This is a genomic window from Pseudomonas sp. MF6751, assembly GCF_016613265.1.
Lineage (GTDB): Bacteria > Pseudomonadota > Gammaproteobacteria > Pseudomonadales > Pseudomonadaceae > Aquipseudomonas > Aquipseudomonas fluorescens_BV.
Window position 1 is genome coordinate 65,419 of the sequence record NZ_JAENSV010000019.1, and the last position, 14,765, is coordinate 80,183.

Annotated in this window: 13 protein-coding genes; 6 read left to right on the forward strand and 7 right to left on the reverse strand. The window is 60.4% G+C overall.

The genetic code is table 11. From position 1 onward, the window contains the following. Positions 1-117: 117 nt before the first annotated feature. The 3 genes from JJD66_RS16960 (at position 118) to JJD66_RS16970 (ending at position 3,900) form a co-directional block, all read left to right on the forward strand. A complete protein-coding gene (locus JJD66_RS16960; protein ID WP_200648597.1) occupies positions 118-1,293 on the forward strand; it encodes a tetratricopeptide repeat protein in 1,176 nt (391 codons plus the stop codon). A gap of 225 nt (positions 1,294-1,518) precedes the next feature. Then, positions 1,519-3,456, forward strand: coding sequence for a RecQ family ATP-dependent DNA helicase (locus JJD66_RS16965; protein WP_200648598.1), 1,938 nt, complete (start codon positions 1,519-1,521; stop codon positions 3,454-3,456). A 12-nt stretch (positions 3,457-3,468) separates the two neighbouring features. Continuing rightward, entirely contained in the window at positions 3,469-3,900 is a 432-nt protein-coding gene (locus JJD66_RS16970; protein WP_200648599.1) for an acyl-CoA thioesterase, read from the forward strand. A gap of 146 nt (positions 3,901-4,046) precedes the next feature. On the opposite strand, the gene JJD66_RS16975 is transcribed toward JJD66_RS16970, so the two are convergent. The 3 genes from JJD66_RS16975 to fdhD all read right to left on the reverse strand — a co-directional run bounded on the left by JJD66_RS16975 (position 4,047) and on the right by fdhD (position 8,062). Next, positions 4,047-4,529 (reverse strand): glycine zipper domain-containing protein, encoded by a 483-nt coding sequence (locus JJD66_RS16975; RefSeq protein ID WP_034125502.1) that lies wholly within the window; start codon positions 4,527-4,529, stop codon positions 4,047-4,049. Positions 4,530-4,877: 348 nt separating this feature from the next. Then, entirely contained in the window at positions 4,878-7,226 is a 2,349-nt protein-coding gene (locus JJD66_RS16980; protein WP_198715432.1) for an FdhF/YdeP family oxidoreductase, read from the reverse strand. Further along, positions 7,223-8,062, reverse strand: a complete 840-nt coding sequence (gene fdhD / locus JJD66_RS16985) for a formate dehydrogenase accessory sulfurtransferase FdhD (protein WP_003187702.1) — start codon at positions 8,060-8,062, stop codon at positions 7,223-7,225. Before fdhD ends, JJD66_RS16980 begins: the two co-directional genes overlap by 4 nt. 242 nt (positions 8,063-8,304) lie before the next feature. Here fdhD and lysM point away from each other — a divergent pair, with 242 nt between their 5' ends. Next, the gene (lysM, locus tag JJD66_RS16990) at positions 8,305-8,745 is read left to right on the forward strand and encodes a peptidoglycan-binding protein LysM (RefSeq protein WP_200648600.1); all 441 of its coding nucleotides are present in this window, start codon (positions 8,305-8,307) and stop codon (positions 8,743-8,745) included. 46 nt (positions 8,746-8,791) lie between these two features. Here the strand turns inward: lysM and yrfG are convergent, their stop codons facing one another. Then, on the reverse strand, positions 8,792-9,454 hold the full coding sequence (gene yrfG, locus JJD66_RS16995) for a GMP/IMP nucleotidase (RefSeq protein ID WP_054896644.1): 663 nt from the start codon (positions 9,452-9,454) through the stop codon (positions 8,792-8,794). Positions 9,455-9,541: 87 nt separating this feature from the next. Here yrfG and nudE point away from each other — a divergent pair, with 87 nt between their 5' ends. Both nudE and cysQ read left to right on the forward strand, forming a co-directional pair. Next, the gene (gene nudE, locus JJD66_RS17000; protein ID WP_105225417.1) at positions 9,542-10,108 is read left to right on the forward strand and encodes an ADP compounds hydrolase NudE; all 567 of its coding nucleotides are present in this window, start codon (positions 9,542-9,544) and stop codon (positions 10,106-10,108) included. Next, positions 10,105-10,941 (forward strand): 3'(2'),5'-bisphosphate nucleotidase CysQ, encoded by an 837-nt coding sequence (cysQ, locus tag JJD66_RS17005; RefSeq protein ID WP_200648601.1) that lies wholly within the window; start codon positions 10,105-10,107, stop codon positions 10,939-10,941. The genes nudE and cysQ overlap by 4 nt, the downstream gene beginning before the upstream one ends. A gap of 127 nt (positions 10,942-11,068) precedes the next feature. Here the strand turns inward: cysQ and JJD66_RS17010 are convergent, their stop codons facing one another. Genes JJD66_RS17010 through JJD66_RS17020 form a run of 3 tightly spaced genes read right to left on the reverse strand, consistent with a single transcriptional unit; the run spans position 11,069 to position 14,741 of the window. Then, the gene (locus JJD66_RS17010) at positions 11,069-11,524 is read right to left on the reverse strand and encodes a thioesterase domain-containing protein (protein WP_034125508.1); all 456 of its coding nucleotides are present in this window, start codon (positions 11,522-11,524) and stop codon (positions 11,069-11,071) included. Positions 11,525-11,550: 26 nt separating this feature from the next. Beyond that, the gene (locus JJD66_RS17015; protein WP_198715434.1) at positions 11,551-12,936 is read right to left on the reverse strand and encodes a sigma-54-dependent transcriptional regulator; all 1,386 of its coding nucleotides are present in this window, start codon (positions 12,934-12,936) and stop codon (positions 11,551-11,553) included. Next, positions 12,933-14,741 carry a sensor histidine kinase gene (locus JJD66_RS17020; RefSeq protein ID WP_198715435.1) on the reverse strand — a complete coding sequence of 603 codons (1,809 nt, stop codon included), beginning with the start codon at positions 14,739-14,741 and terminating at the stop codon, positions 12,933-12,935. Before JJD66_RS17020 ends, JJD66_RS17015 begins: the two co-directional genes overlap by 4 nt. Positions 14,742-14,765: the final 24 nt, after the last annotated feature.

The following is a 14,765-nucleotide window of genomic DNA, read 5'->3' on the forward strand; positions in this document are numbered from 1 at the left end:
GGGATAAAACGCCCGTCACAACTTGTATAAAAAATCTGCCAGCGAGCTCATTTCAGCGTATGTTTCACCGCAAAATCTTGTAGGGCGATTCCGCCCACTACTTAAAGGGAGTTAAGCATGGGTTTGCTTCGTGTCGCCTCGGCGATGTCTTTGTGTGCGGTGGCGTTTTCTGCCCAGGCCGAGCAGTTGCCAATTGAGGTGCTGAGCGCGGTGGTCAAGGACCAGAAAATCGCCGATGCCGAAGTGCTGCTGCAACGTAATGGCGCGCAGAACGTGGTGGGCCGTACCAACGCGCAAGGCCAGGTAACGCTGACCAGTGAAGCGGCTGACGATGCCAGCAACCTGCTGATCATCAAGAAGCCTGGCTATTCCAACCTGGTGGTGAAGTGCCCGTGCAAAGGCATGACCTATGCCATCAGCCCGGTGATGGAAAATCTCGACGGCCTGCGTGTGGTGTTGACCTGGGGCAAGGCTCCGCGCGACCTCGACTCCCATATGATCTTCCCCGGCAATAACATCTTCTTCAACAATAAAAAGGGCACCGACGCCGAACTGGACGTTGATGACACCGATAGCTATGGCCCGGAGACCATCACCCTGCAGAAAAAGCATTACGGCGAAAGCTACGTCTATGCCGTGCACGACTATTCCAACAGCGGCTCTCCCACCTCCAGCGAGTTGTCCAACAGTGAGGCCAAGGTGTTCGTGTACATGGGGCAATCCCTGGTACGCACTTACTATGTGCCGCAGAACCGCACGGGCAACCTGTGGACCGTGTTCCGCATGACCGGCAGTGGCGACTTCCAGGACATCAACACCTTCACCGGCGTGAGAGTCGGCGCCGAAGATGTACTCAACGAGGTCAAGCCGTTGCTGGACGACAGCGTTGCCGTCACCGCCGTGACGGTGAGCTCATCGGTACAGGCCGATGCGAAGAGGCTGAACCTCAAGGGCGAAGCGGCCTACCAGGCCGGTAACCTGGACCAGGCCATCGACTTCTTCCGTCAAGCCATCGAGCTGGATAACGGCTTCGGCAAGGCTTACGGCAACCTTGGCCTGGCGTATCAGAAAGCCGGCAATACCGCGGAGTCGATCTGGGCCAACCGCAAGGCTATCGCCCTGGCCACCGGTACCAATGCCGCGACTGTGCGCGCCGGTGCTTACTACAACATTGCACGCATCTACGAAGCGGCCGGGCAGTTCCCGGATGCGCTGCGTCATTACCAGTTGGCCAAGGAGCAAAAGGCCAACCCGGTGTATGACACGGCGATCGAGCGGGTGCAGAACCGCTGATTCAGCAGTAGCACGGTTGTGAAATGTGGGAGAGGGCTTGCCAGCTCCCACATTTTTAATCTGCTGCTTCCTGTTACTTTCTCAGAAAACTCCCACTTCGGCCCTGAGCCATCCCTCCCCCTGTGTATCATCCTGTCTCTTTTTTCCTTGCGACCTTTCTCGATTCGCTGAGATTCCCGGGCTATGTTTTTGAGCCAACTCAGCGGTCAATGGAGTGACAGCCTTATGCACGACACCCTCCAGCAGGTCTTTGGTTACCCACACTTTCGCTTGGGCCAGGAAGAGGCGGTCAGCGCCGTGCTGGCGGGGCGATCTGCCGCCGCCATTTTCCCTACGGGGTCGGGCAAATCCTTGTGTTACCAGTTGTCGGCCGTGTTGCTGCCGCACCTGACGCTGGTGGTGTCGCCGTTGCTGGCGTTGATGCAGGACCAGTTGGGTTTCCTGCAGCGCCATGGCATTTCGGCGGGCAGTATCGACTCGGCCCAGAGCCGTGATGAGGCCAATGATGTAATGGCCCGTGCGCGATCGGGCGAGCTCAAGATTCTGATGATTTCCGTGGAGCGTTTGAAGAACGAGCGTTTCCGTAATTTCCTGAACAGCGTGCACATCTCGTTGCTGGTGGTGGACGAGGCGCACTGTATTTCCGAATGGGGCCACAACTTTCGCCCGGATTATTTGAAGCTGCCGGACTACCAGCGCCAGTTCAACATCCCTCAGGCGCTGCTGCTGACGGCCACGGCCACGCCCAAGGTGATCGCCGACATGCAGGCCAAGTTCGCCATTGCTGCCGAAGATGTAGTGACCACGGGCTTCTATCGCCCAAACCTCAACCTGCTGGTGGAACCGGTCAGCGGCCACGACAAACGCCGCAGGCTGGTGGAGTGGATGAAAGCGCGGGCCAACCAGCCGAGTATTGTCTACGTCACCTTGCAGAAAACCGCCGAACAGATTTCCGAGCATCTGAACCGCCACGGTATTCAGGCCGAGGCTTATCACGCGGGGCTGCCCCATGAAAAGCGCGAAGGTATCCAGCAGCGTTTCATGGGCGGGCGTTCCAATTGCATTGTCGCAACTATCGCGTTTGGCATGGGCATCGACAAGAGTGACATCCGCAATGTCGTGCACTTCGACCTGCCCAAGTCAATCGAGAACTACAGCCAGGAAATCGGCCGCGCAGGGCGTGACGGGCAGCCGTCGGATTGCCTGGTGTTGGCCAACCGCGACAGCCTCAATGTGCTGGAAAACTTCGTGTACGGTGATACGCCGGAGCAGGAAGGCATTTTTCGCGTACTGGAGGAATTGCAGGCCGCGCGTAGTGAAGGGCAGTGGGAGTTCCTGCTCAGGTCGCTGTCGGACCACAGCAATATTCGCGAGTTGCCGCTCAAGACGCTCCTGGTGCAGTTGGAGCTCAAGGGCGTGATCGCGCCGCGCTATGCGTTTTATGCGGAATACCGTTTTAAATACCTGATCGAACCCGAAGCCTTGCTGGCGCGTTTTTCCGGCGAGCGGCAGCAGTTTGTCGCGGCGATCATCCAGGTGTGCAAGCGCGCTAAAACCTGGGCGACGGTCGATTTCGATGCGCTTTATCAACAGCACAATGCCGAGCGTAGCCGGGTGGTGAAGGCACTGGATTATTTTCAGGAGCAGGGCCTGATCGAGCTCGAAAGCAAGCAGATGACTGAGGTCTACAGTTTGCTCGACACCCATTTCGACCCGCACGCGTTAAGCGCCGAGTTATACACAGGCTTCAAGCAGCATGAAATGACGGAGGTCGCGCGGATTCACGCCATGCTCGACCTGTTCACCACCGACCACTGCCTGGGGCAACGTCTGGCGCACTACTTTGGTGATGATAATGCGCCCCGGCGTTGCGGGCATTGTTCGGTATGCCACGGCCAGGTCGCCCATCTGCCGGCGCCGCCGAGCCTGCCGCCGCTTGTGGATAAAAACTTTATGGGGCTGTGCGGTGATTTTATCCACAGGCATCATGAGCACACGGGGCACTTGCCGAATGCGGAGCGTTTGACGCGTTTCCTTGGCGGTATCAGCGTACCGTTGTTTACCAAGTTGAAGGCGCGGGGCATTCCCGGTTTTGCTGCGCTGGAAGACTACCCTTACGCCGAGGTGCGCGACTGGGCCCATGCTCAATTGGATCAACTTTGATGAGACTTGCCGATGCCTGACTCAACGCCTGTGCGCGACGATTACCGCCACTTCCAACCGATCACCACGCGTTGGCACGACAACGATGCCTACGGCCATGTGAATAACGTCACCTACTACAGCTTCTTCGACACAGCCGTTAATACCTACCTGATCGAACAGGGCGGGTTGGATATTCATGACGGTGAGGTGGTGGGGTTTGTGGTGAGTTCGGCCTGCGATTACTTCGCCTCGATCGCTTTTCCCGAGTGCGTTGAGGTCGGTCTGCGGGTGGGCAAGCTGGGCAATAGCTCGGTGCAGTATGAGCTGGCGGTATTCAAGGCGGGCGAGCAGGAGGCGTGTGCGGCGGGGCGCTTTGTCCATGTGTTTGTGGACCGAGCCTCGAACCAGCCAGTACCGATTCCGGGAATGTTGCGCGACGCGATGCAGCGCTTGGTGGTTTGACGCACCTACAAGCAATACAGACCAAATGTGGGAGCCGGGCTTGCCCGCGATTGCGCAGTATCAGGCAGTACGTCTAAACCTGATTCACTGCTATCGCGGGCAAGCCCGGCTCCCACATCGGATGTGTTCGTCAGAGCGCGGGTTTATCAGTCGCGATAACGATGCTTGTTCTTGCGATGCCCATAGGCATGGCCGCGACCTGGGTGGCCATCGCGGTAGTAGCGACGATCGTCACGGTCGCGATCGCGGTAATGGCGGCTGTCGCGATCACTTTCGTTACCCATGTAGTTGCCTAGCGCGCCGCCTGCGCCACCGCCGGCTGCGGAGCCGATCAGTGCGCCGGTGCTGCCGCCAACGCTGCGCCCTACGACGTTACCGCCGGCTGCGCCCAGTGCGCCGCCAATGGCGGCTTCGCCACGGCTACGTTTGTCGGCGCCGACTGCACTACCGCCTGCGCCGCCCAGGGCCGCGCCAATGGTCGAACCGGTGTTGCCGCCCAGCTGCTGGCCGACAACGGAACCTAGTACCCCACCCAATGCGCCGCCTACACCGGCTTCGGTGGTGCCGCCTGCCATGGCTGCGCCACTGACCAGGCCAAGGGACAACAAGAGAATCGAGGAGAACTTCATTCAGGGAAACCTCAAGGGATGACGGCGCGATCCTGAGGTTGTATCGAGGCGCTGACAATCGAAATCCGACCGGCGGCAGAGGTTGTATACAATTTGCTAAGTTGCTGTTTTGTATGGGGAACTTAAGTCGTTTTTACGGGTCTTTAGCTACTTCGGAAGGGCCGCTTTTATGCAAAAGCGGCCTTTTTTGTGCCTGCCGAATGTGCGGTGCTTGTGCTGGTCTCTTCGCGGGAAAGCCCACTCCCACATTAGATCGGTCCACACAGTCTCAATGGTGAACCTATCCCAGTGTGGGAGCGGGCTTGCTCGCGAAAGCGGTAGTTCAAGCAACACACATTCCGGATCAAGTCAGGCCGAGCGCGCCATGATCAACCCAGTGTCACTCGCCGCTTCCAGGCGAATCGCAACAAACTTGGACGTTGGCGTATGGCTACCGTCGCCAGTGCTTTCCAGCGGCACCAACGGGTTCACTTCGGGGTAGTAGGCCGCCGCCTGCCCCGCCGGAATATCAAATGCCAGCAGCGTAAAGCCCTTCACGCGGCGCTCACGACCGTCTTCCCACAGCGACACGATGTCTGCCTTCTGCCCCGGCTTGAAGCCCAGGCGGATGATGTCGGCTTCGTTGACGAACAGCACGTCACGCTGGCCTTTGACTCCGCGATAACGGTCGTCCAGGCCATAGATGGTGGTGTTGTACTGATCATGGGAGCGCATTGACTGCATGATCAGGTCCGGCACCCGGCCCGTGGCGTGGGTGCGCTCGTGGATCAGGTCTTTGGGCAAGATGTTCGGGCGGAAGTTGGCGCGACCTGACGGAGTGTTCCAGCGGCGTGCGCCGGCGGAGTTGCCCAGATAGAAACCGCCTGGATGCTTGATCTTCTCGTTGAAGTCCTTGAAGCCTGGGATGGTGTCGGCGATCAGGTCGCGTATGCGCCCGTAGTCGGCCACCAGCCAGCTCCAATCCACGGGCTTGCTGCCCAGGGTGGCGGCAGCAATGCCCGCCAGGATCGCCGGCTCGGACTTCATCAGTTTCGACAGCGGTTGCAGTTGGCCGTTGGAGCCGTGGACCATGCTGAACGAGTCTTCCACCGTCACCGCTTGCGGGCCGTCCGCCTGGATGTCTATGTCGGTGCGGCCCAGACACGGCAAGATCAACGCATCTTTACCGTGCATCAGGTGGCTGCGGTTGAGCTTGGTGCTGATCTGCACGGTCAGGTCGCAATTTCGCAACGCTTCAAAGGTGCGCGTGCTGTCTGGCGTGGCTTGGGCAAAGTTGCCGCCCAGGCCGATAAAGACTTTGGAGCGGCCCTCAAGCATGGCGTGAATCGCTTCCACCACGTTATGGCCATTGTCGCGAGGCACCTGGAACTGGAAACGACGCTCCAGCGCGTCCAGAAACGCCACCGGTGGGCGTTCGTTGATGCCCATGGTGCGGTCGCCCTGTACGTTACTGTGGCCACGCACCGGGCACAGCCCGGCACCTGGGCGGCCGATATTGCCGCGCAGCAGCATCAGGTTGGCGATTTCCTGGATAGTCGGCACCGAGTGGCGGTGCTGGGTAATCCCCATCGCCCAGCACATGATTACATTCTTGCCTTTGGCGTACATGCGTGCCGCTTGCTCGATCTCCACCAGGGTCAGGCCGGACTGCTCGACGATCTCCTCCCACGAGGTGTCGTCGATCTGACCCAGGTATTCCAGGACGTTGGCAGTGTGCTCGTTGAGGAAGTCGTGGTCGAACACCGCTTCCTTGCCTTCGGCCAGGGCTTGGCGTTCCCACAGCAGCAGGAACTTGGCCATGCCACGCAAGATAGCCATATCGCCACCCAGCGCCGGGCGGAAGTAGGCGGTGTTGGTCGGCTTGTCGCCGTTGGTGAGCATTTCCAACGGATGTTGCGGGTGTTGGAAACGCTCCAGGCCGCGCTCTTTCAGCGGGTTGATACACACCACCTGAGCGCCGCGTTTCACCGCTTCGCGCAGCGGCTCGAGCATGCGTGGGTGGTTGGTGCCGGGGTTCTGGCCCCAGACGAAAATGGCATCGGCATGTTCGAAGTCATCAAAGGTTACGGTACCTTTGCCCACGCCGACACTCTGCGCCAGGGCTACGCCGCTGGCTTCGTGGCACATGTTCGAGCAGTCCGGGAAGTTGTTGGTGCCAAAGGCGCGTACGAACAACTGGTACAGGTAGGCGGCTTCGTTGCTGGCGCGGCCCGAGGTGTAGAACTCGGCCATGTTCGGGCTGGGCAGCGCGTTGAGGTGCTTGCCGATCAGGTCGAACGCCGCATCCCAACTGATGGGCAGGTAGCGATCGGTCTCGGCGTCATAGCGCATTGGCTCCGTCAGGCGGCCCTGGTACTCCAGCCAGTAGTCGCTTTGCTCCAGCAACGCCGTGACGCTGTGCTTGGCGAAGAAGGCCGCATCGACGCGGCGCTTGGTGGCTTCCCAGTTGACCGCCTTGGCGCCGTTTTCGCAGAACTTGACCATGCCGCTTTCCGGCGAGTCGCCCCAGGCACAACCCGGGCAGTCGAAGCCGCCGTTCTGATTGGTCTTGAGCATCATGCGCAGGTTTTTGAGGGCGTTGTCGCTGGTCAGCCAGGCTTGCGCCACACTGATCAGGGCGCCCCAGCCACCGGCTGGGCCTTTATAGGGCTTGTAGCGTGGGGTTGGGGTCTGGTCGGCTTGGTGGTGAAGGCTCATGGCTGGTGCTCCATCGCAGGGCTATAGACCCGTGGCGCGCTTTTTTGCGGCAGGTGGATGAGATTGAGGTTGTGCCGGCGTGCCCATTGCAGGGCCAGGCCCGTGGGCGATGACAGGCTGACCAGGGTCTGGATGCCCGCGCGCAAGACTTTCTGAATCAATTCGAGGCTGCAGCGGCTGGTAACAATCGCCAGGCCGCCGTCGGTCGGAATCTTTTGACGGATCAGCGCGCCAATCAATTTATCCAGGGCGTTATGCCGGCCGATGTCTTCGCGACCCATCAGCAATTCGCCCTGGCTGTTCATAAAAACCGCCGCATGCACGGCGCCGCTGTGCTGGCCAAGGGGTTGGAATGCGCTGATACGCTGGCGCAGGCCGTCGAGCCACTGCGCCGGCGGCAAGGGCGCGCCGGGCAGTACCTGGAGGTCGGGCAATGCTTGCTCTACCGCTTCCACGCCACACAGGCCGCAGCCGCTGGTGCCCGCCAATTGGCGGCGTTGCTGCTTGAGGTTCCAGAACGCACGGCTGGACACCTGTACCTGGGCGTACTGGGCTGCGCCTGAACCGCTGATTTTCAGGTCATAAATGTCGTTAACGTCGGTGATAATGCCGCTGCCGAGGCTGAAACCTACAATGAAGTCTTCCAGGTCTGTAGGCGTCACCAGCATCACCGCCTGGCTGATATCGTTATAGGCAATTGCCAACGCCACTTCTTCGGCCAGCGCAGTGCTGGCGACTTCAGTGTGTTCAAGATTGCAATAGTGATAGCTCTGGCTGGCGACGGGCGCGGTCGATTCGAGAGCGGGCGCCGCGCAGTGAGGGCGCTTGGCGTTCATGGGGCAGTACCATCGGCGGATTGATCAGTGATTAGACTAGGCGCGACAAAGGGTCGCGTCTAATCGCCTGTATTGATCTATTGATAGAGGGCGTCGATCAAGGTTCACCCGCGTTTTAGTCGGGCTTATTCCAGGCAGGGGTGATTGCGATACTTTTGAGTCTTTAGCCAGTCTGGAACCCAAGTCGGCAGGACTGGTCTAGTCTTGGGCATCTGGAAATTAAATCCCAAGGAGAGCGCACCATGAGTATTTTTAGCTTTATCAAAGAAGCCGGCGAAAAGATTGTCGACCTGTTGACGCCGGGTAATGCGAACGCCAGTGAGCAGTTGAAGGAGCATGTGAGCAAGGTGGGCCTGGGTAATCCAAACGTGCAGACCACGGTGGATGGCGACAAGGTCACAGTGACCGGTGAAGTGGCCACGCAGGAAGAGAAAGAAAAGATCCTGTTGGCGCTGGGCAACATTGCCGGCGTGGCAAGTGTGGATGACCATATTACTGTCAGTGGTCCAGTCGTGGTGGCTTCACGCTTTGTTGTTGTGAAAAGCGGTGACACTCTCAGCGCAATCTCTAAAACGGTCTATGGCGACGCGAATAAGTACAACAAGATTTTCGAGGCTAACAAGCCACTGTTGTCGCACCCGGACAAGATCTACCCGGGCCAGACACTGCGCATCCCTGAGTAATACGCAGAACAAAATGTGGGAGGGGCTTGCTCCCTCCCACACTTGATCAAAGCCCGGCAATGAGTTCTCGATAATCCCCGACGGCTGCAAATTCTGCGGTGTCCTTTGAGCCTTTTTTGCTATCAGGTTCTTTCACTGCCAGTAAATGTCCCACGCCGAAATCCCGGGCACTGCGCAGGATCGGCAAAGTGTCATCTATAAACAGGCTACGGGCCGGGTCAAAGTGGATATCCGCTTGTAAGGCCTCCCAGAATTGCGGGTTTTCCTTGGGGAAACCGTAGTCGTGAGAGCTGATCAATCGCTCGAAATACGGCGCCAGTTCAATGCGCTCCAACTTCAATGACAGCGAATCACGATGAGCGTTGGTGATCATGATCACGCGCTTGCCGGCCTGTTTGATCGCCGCCAGGAAGGTATCGGCATCCGGACGCAGGGCAATCAGGTGGGCGGTTTCCAATTTGAGCTCGCGCACCGGGATCTTGAGCTCGGCGCTCCAGAAATCGAGGCAATACCATTGCAACTGTCCGGCGTTACGCTCGAACAGTGGCTGCAACTCCATCTCGGCCATGGCTCGGCTTACGCCGTGCAGTTCGGCATAGCGTTGCGGCAGGTGTTCCATCCAGAAGTGGTTGTCGTAATGCAGGTCGAGCAGGGTGCCGTCCATGTCCAGCAGGACGGTGTCGATGGCGTGCCAGGGCAGAGAGGGCATGGTGGGGTCTCATGTAAGTAAAAATATCCGACACAGACAATCGGAAAAGCCACGGTATAGTAACCCGATCACGCCAAGGAGCCGTTTATGCGCCAGAAACCCACTGTCCTCGCCCGCGAAATAGTCGCCAATAGCCGTTTGTTCCGCGTGGAGGAAGTGCAATTGCGCTTTTCCAATGGCGTTGAGCGGACCTATGAGCGTCTTGTCGGGCGTGGCACGGGCTACGGCGCTGTGATGATTGTGGCGATGATCGATGAAGATCATGCAGTGCTGGTGGAAGAATACTGCGGCGGCACTGACGAATATGAATTGTCGTTGCCCAAAGGCCTGATCGAGCCCGGCGAAGACGTGCTTGCAGCGGCAGACCGCGAACTCAAGGAAGAGGCCGGCTACGGTGCACGGCAGTTGGAGCACATCACCGAGCTGTCATTGTCGCCCGGCTATATGAGCCAGAAGATCCAGGTGGTGTTGGCTACCGATCTCTACGAAGAGCGTCTTGAAGGTGATGAGCCCGAACCAATGCGGGTAGACCGGGTCAACCTGCGTGAGCTGTCGGCGCTGGCGCAAAACGAGCAGTTCAGCGAAGGTCGAGCCCTGGCTGCGCTGTATCTGGTAAGAGACCTGTTGACCCAGCGTGGAGCGTTCACCGCATGAGCGAACTGTTTTTAGGTCACCCGTTTATCGCACCGGTCATTGAGATGGCTCGGCAGGCGGGTGAAGCCATCCTGCCGTACTGGCGTGCCGAGGTAGCCGTGACGTCCAAGGCGGATGATTCTCCCGTGACGGCTGCCGACCTGGCTGCCCACCATCTCATTCTCGCAGGCCTCACCGCGCTGGACCCAAGCATTCCAGTGCTGTCTGAAGAGGACGCCGATATCGATCAGAACGTGCGTGCCGGCTGGCAGCGCTGGTGGTTGGTTGACCCTCTGGATGGCACCAAGGAATTCATTTCTGGCAGTGAAGAGTTCACCGTCAATATTGCATTGATCGAACAAGGGCGCGTGGTGTTCGGCGTGGTGTCGATACCGACCACTGGCCGTTGCTACTTCGGCGGAGCGGGCCTGGGGGCTTGGCGGTCGGACGTCAATGCAGCGCCCAAGCAGATTCAAGTACGCCAGGCCCCGGCCTCGGGTGAGGCCTTTACGGTGGTGGCCAGCCGCCGTCATACCAGCCCTGAGCAGGAGCGCCTGCTCAATGGTCTCAGTGAAGGCTTGGGCGAGTTGAAACTGGCGAATATCGGCAGCTCGTTGAAGTTTTGCTTATTAGCCGAGGGCAGTGCCGATTGTTATCCGCGCCTGGCGCCGACCTCGCAGTGGGATACCGCAGCGGCTCAGGGTGTATTGGAAGGGGCTGGGGGTGAAGTATTGGAGTTGAATGGCAAGCCGTTCAGTTACCCGGCGCGGGAGTCGTTGCTGAACCCGTTCTTTCTGGCGTTGCCGGCCAAGGCGGCGTGGCGTGAGCGGCTGTTGACCCTGGCCAGATCTTAAGGCCACTGCAGAGCAAAATGTGGGAGCGGGCTTGCCCGCGATGGCGCAGTGTCAGTCATACAGGTATTGGCTGATCCACCGCTATCGCAGGCAAGCCAGCTCCCACAGTTGTTTTGTGTCATGGCTGCTAGCGATGCAGGACGTATTGGCCGGTGAAGACGACGGCACGCTCCGCACTGCCTTCATTCACAATCCACGTCTCCAGCGCCAACCGCGCCCGCCCATAGCGCTGATAGGTCGCCACAAAGCGCTTCCAAATCTTTTCATCCGGCGCCGCGCAAATGGCTGTCGCGTCCTGGGTCACCGGCAGCGGATAGCTGATCTGCCCTTCCTGAATCACGATATGTCCGTCTTCAATCCCTGCTTCACGCAGCTTCAGGTGCAGCCAACCCCAACCCGCCAGCACGGCGCCGCAGTAGAGGCTGCCGCCGAACATGGTGCTCTTGTGGTTGATATTGGCTTGCAAGGGCAGGTGCAGTTGCAGTTGGTCGTGTTGCCAGTCGAGCACCCTGAGGCCCATTTCCCGGGTGAGTGGGATGTCGTGGTGAAGGATGGATTCCAGGTAACGGCTATCACGGCTCATGGCGGCCTCTTTGTAGGTGGACGATGTCATTCGTCATCGGCGCTCTGGCCGGCACTGTCGGCGAAGTTCAGGCCGTGTTTGCGCAGTTTGTCGTGCAAGGTTTTGCGCGGTACGCCCAGGGCTTCGGCGAGGCTGCGCACAGAGCTGTGGGGGCGGGTCAGTTCGGCGGCGATCAGGCTTTTTTCGAACTGTTCGACTTGCTCGCTTAGGCCTCCGGGCGTGGAGGTCAGCACACCGGCCGCCGGGTGGTCCTGGGTGTTATCCAGGGCCAACTCCAGGCCGAGGGCGAAACGCTCCGCGGCGTTTTGCAGTTCCCGCACATTGCCTGGCCAGCTGTGGCGCAGCAAAAGCGCGCGCTGGCCCGGTTGCAGTTCGTGCAAGGGCAGGCCGTGGCGGCTGCTGGCCTCGTCGGCGAAGTGCTGGAACAGCATCAGCGCATCTTCGCCCCGTTCTCGTAGCGGGGGGATGCGCAGCGGCGCCACATTGAGGCGGTAATACAAGTCGGCACGGAAGCGGCCCTGGTCGGCGGCCTGGCGCAGGTCTTCCTTGGTGGCGGCGATAATGCGGATATCCAGCGGGATCAGCTGATTGCCACCCAGGCGTTCCACGACGCGCTCCTGTAAAAGGCGCAGCAACTTGACCTGTACATCCAGGCTCATGCTTTCAATTTCATCCAGAAACAGCGTACCGCCATTGGCAAACTCGAACTTGCCGATGCGGCGCTTTTGCGCGCCGGTAAACGCGCCGGGCTCATGGCCGAACAGTTCGCTTTCCACCACCGATTCCGCCAGCGCCCCGGCGTTAATCGCCACAAACGGGCCGCTGCGTCGGCTTGAGAGATCGTGCAGGGCGCGGGCGACGACCTCCTTGCCTGCCCCGGTTTCGCCGAGGATCAGCACATCGGCCTTGGTCGCGGCCAGTGCACCGATTTGCTCGCGCAGGCGCAACATCTGTGGCGAGTGCCCTACCAGGCGCGTACTGAGTTGCTGGCGGTCGCTGAGAGCCAGGCGCAGGCTGCGGTTGTCCAGCACCAGCCGGCGCAGGGCCAGGGCGCGGCGCACGCTGTCGAGCAGCGCGTCGCTGGCGAAAGGTTTTTCCAGGAAGTCATAGGCGCCGGCACGCATGGCCTGCACCGCCAGCGGTACGTCGCCGTGGCCGGTGATCAGCAGCACCGGCAGATCGGGGTCCTGGCCGTGCAGTTCGGCCAACAGTTCCAGGCCGTCCATGCCGGGCATGCGAATGTCGCTGACCACCACGCCCGGCCAGTCGCGGGACAGGCGTGCGGTGAGCCCGGTGGCTTCTCCCAGGGGCAGGACTTTCAGGCCGGCCAGGTCAAGGGTCTGGCACAGGGCCTGACGCAGGTGTGGATCGTCGTCGATCAATACCACCTGAGTCGAGTTGTCGATACTCATACACTGCGGTCCTCGGACGGTTGCAGACTGACGCCCGGCGAGCCGGCGCGCAATTTCAAGGTTAACAGCGCGCCGCCCTCCTTGTGGTTGGCGAACAACAGTTCGCCGCCGAAGGCGCGCATCAGGGTGTCGCAGATCGCCAGGCCCAGGCCCAGGCCCTGGGTGCGCGTCTTGGTGGTGTAGAACGGCTCGCTGGCGCGGCCCAGGGCTTCCATGCAAAAGCCCGGGCCATTGTCGCGAATGTACAGGTTGACGCCCTGAGGCGTGGTTTCGGCACTCAGCCAGAGTCTGCGTGGCGGGCCTTTTTCGGTGAGGGCGTCCAGAGCATTGGCCAGCAAGTTACCCAGCACCTGGCGCAGACGGGTTTCACCGGCCTGCACCCACAAGGTCGCCTCTGGCAAGTCGCGAATCAACTCCACCTCCATCGAACGCCGACGCTTGGCCAGTAATGCCAGGGCGTCATCCAGTGCCGGTTGCAGGGCCACGCTCTCCGGCGCGTGACGGTCACGGCGGGCGAAGGCGCGCAAGTGGGCGATGATCGAGGCCATGCGCCCGGTCAATTCACTGATCAGCTTGAGGTTGCCGCGGGCATCGTTGGTGCGTTCATGGTCGAGCAGGATCTCCGCGTTTTCGGCATAGCTGCGAATCGCCGCCAGTGGCTGATTCAATTCATGGCTGATACTCGCCGACATGGTGCCCAGCGCCGAGAGTTTACCGGCCTGGACCAGGTCGTCCTGGGCGCGCACCAGTTCTTGCTGGGCATGCTCGCGCTCCAGCACTTCCTGTTTAAGGCGCCGGTTAAGGCCCTCCAGGTCGCTGGTACGCTCGGCCACGCGCATTTCCAACTCGCGGCGGGCCTTGGCTTCGAAGGCGATGCGTTCCAGATAGTGCCGGCGGCGCTGCATCAGCAACCCCAGCAACAGCATCAGCACCAACAACGTGGCACCGCCCACGGCGACGACCGTGCGCACTGGACGGTTGATCAGCGAGCGCGGCGCGAGGATTTCCACGTTCCAGCCAGTCTCGGCGATAGCCGTGGACTGGCGCAGCCAAGCGCTGCTACTGAGGCTCAACGGCTGCGGGTCGCGGGTGGGGTAGGGCTGGATAGCAATGATGGCCTGGCGTTCTTCGGAGGTCAGTGGCCGAGTGGCGCGGAATCGCCATTGCGGGCGCGAAGTGAGGATCACCACGCCGTTGTGGTCGGTGACCAGCAATTGTTCCGGGGTATTGCCCCACAGGCTTTCGGTGTGGTCCAAGTCGACCTTCACCACCAGCACGCCGATGACGGTATCGCCGTCACGCACCGCGGCGGCGAAGAAGTAGCCGCGCTTGGCCGAGGTGGTGCCCAGGCCGAAGAACCGGCCGAGGCGCCCGGCCATGGCTTCGCTGAAATACGGACGGAAGGAAAAGTTGCGCCCCACAAAGCTGTCTTGTTTGTCCCAGTTGGACGCGGCGAGGGTCTTGCCGGTGGTGTCCATCAGATACATCACCTCTACCCCGGCCTGGGCGGCGACGTCCTTGAGCAACTGGTTGGCATTGACCAGGTGGGTGCTGACGTGGGGCGCGCCCAATGCAGTGCGCAGGGCCGGTAAGTCCCCGAGGATCTGCGGCAGTATTTCATAGCGGTGCAGGGTGCCCAGCAAGTTGGCGACGTAGAGGTCGAGGGTCTGGCGGTTTTGCCCGGCCAGCTCGCTGCGGTAATAGCGCTCGGCCAAATGCTCCAGCGGCCACAACAGCGGTGCCAGGCACAGAGCCAGCAGGGCGAGGCTGCGCCAGCGGGGTCTTCGCGGAAGGGGTGGGGTCATGGAAGTCGCGCCTGTGGGTACAGG

Bases quoted from the DNA above. Each gene is read 5' to 3' on its own strand.
- JJD66_RS17015 (WP_198715434.1), bottom strand. From the start codon at position 12,936: ATGAGTATCGACAACTCGACTCAGGTGGTATTGATCGACGACGATCCA.
- cysQ (WP_200648601.1), top strand. From the start codon at position 10,105: ATGAGCGAACTGTTTTTAGGTCACCCGTTTATCGCACCGGTCATTGAG.
- JJD66_RS16965 (WP_200648598.1), top strand. From the start codon at position 1,519: ATGCACGACACCCTCCAGCAGGTCTTTGGTTACCCACACTTTCGCTTG.
- JJD66_RS16975 (WP_034125502.1), bottom strand. From the start codon at position 4,529: ATGAAGTTCTCCTCGATTCTCTTGTTGTCCCTTGGCCTGGTCAGTGGC.
- JJD66_RS16980 (WP_198715432.1), bottom strand. From the start codon at position 7,226: ATGAGCCTTCACCACCAAGCCGACCAGACCCCAACCCCACGCTACAAG.
- fdhD (WP_003187702.1), bottom strand. From the start codon at position 8,062: ATGAACGCCAAGCGCCCTCACTGCGCGGCGCCCGCTCTCGAATCGACC.
- lysM (WP_200648600.1), top strand. From the start codon at position 8,305: ATGAGTATTTTTAGCTTTATCAAAGAAGCCGGCGAAAAGATTGTCGAC.
- JJD66_RS17010 (WP_034125508.1), bottom strand. From the start codon at position 11,524: ATGAGCCGTGATAGCCGTTACCTGGAATCCATCCTTCACCACGACATC.
- nudE (WP_105225417.1), top strand. From the start codon at position 9,542: ATGCGCCAGAAACCCACTGTCCTCGCCCGCGAAATAGTCGCCAATAGC.
- JJD66_RS16960 (WP_200648597.1), top strand. From the start codon at position 118: ATGGGTTTGCTTCGTGTCGCCTCGGCGATGTCTTTGTGTGCGGTGGCG.
- JJD66_RS17020 (WP_198715435.1), bottom strand. From the start codon at position 14,741: ATGACCCCACCCCTTCCGCGAAGACCCCGCTGGCGCAGCCTCGCCCTG.
- yrfG (WP_054896644.1), bottom strand. From the start codon at position 9,454: ATGCCCTCTCTGCCCTGGCACGCCATCGACACCGTCCTGCTGGACATG.
- JJD66_RS16970 (WP_200648599.1), top strand. From the start codon at position 3,469: ATGCCTGACTCAACGCCTGTGCGCGACGATTACCGCCACTTCCAACCG.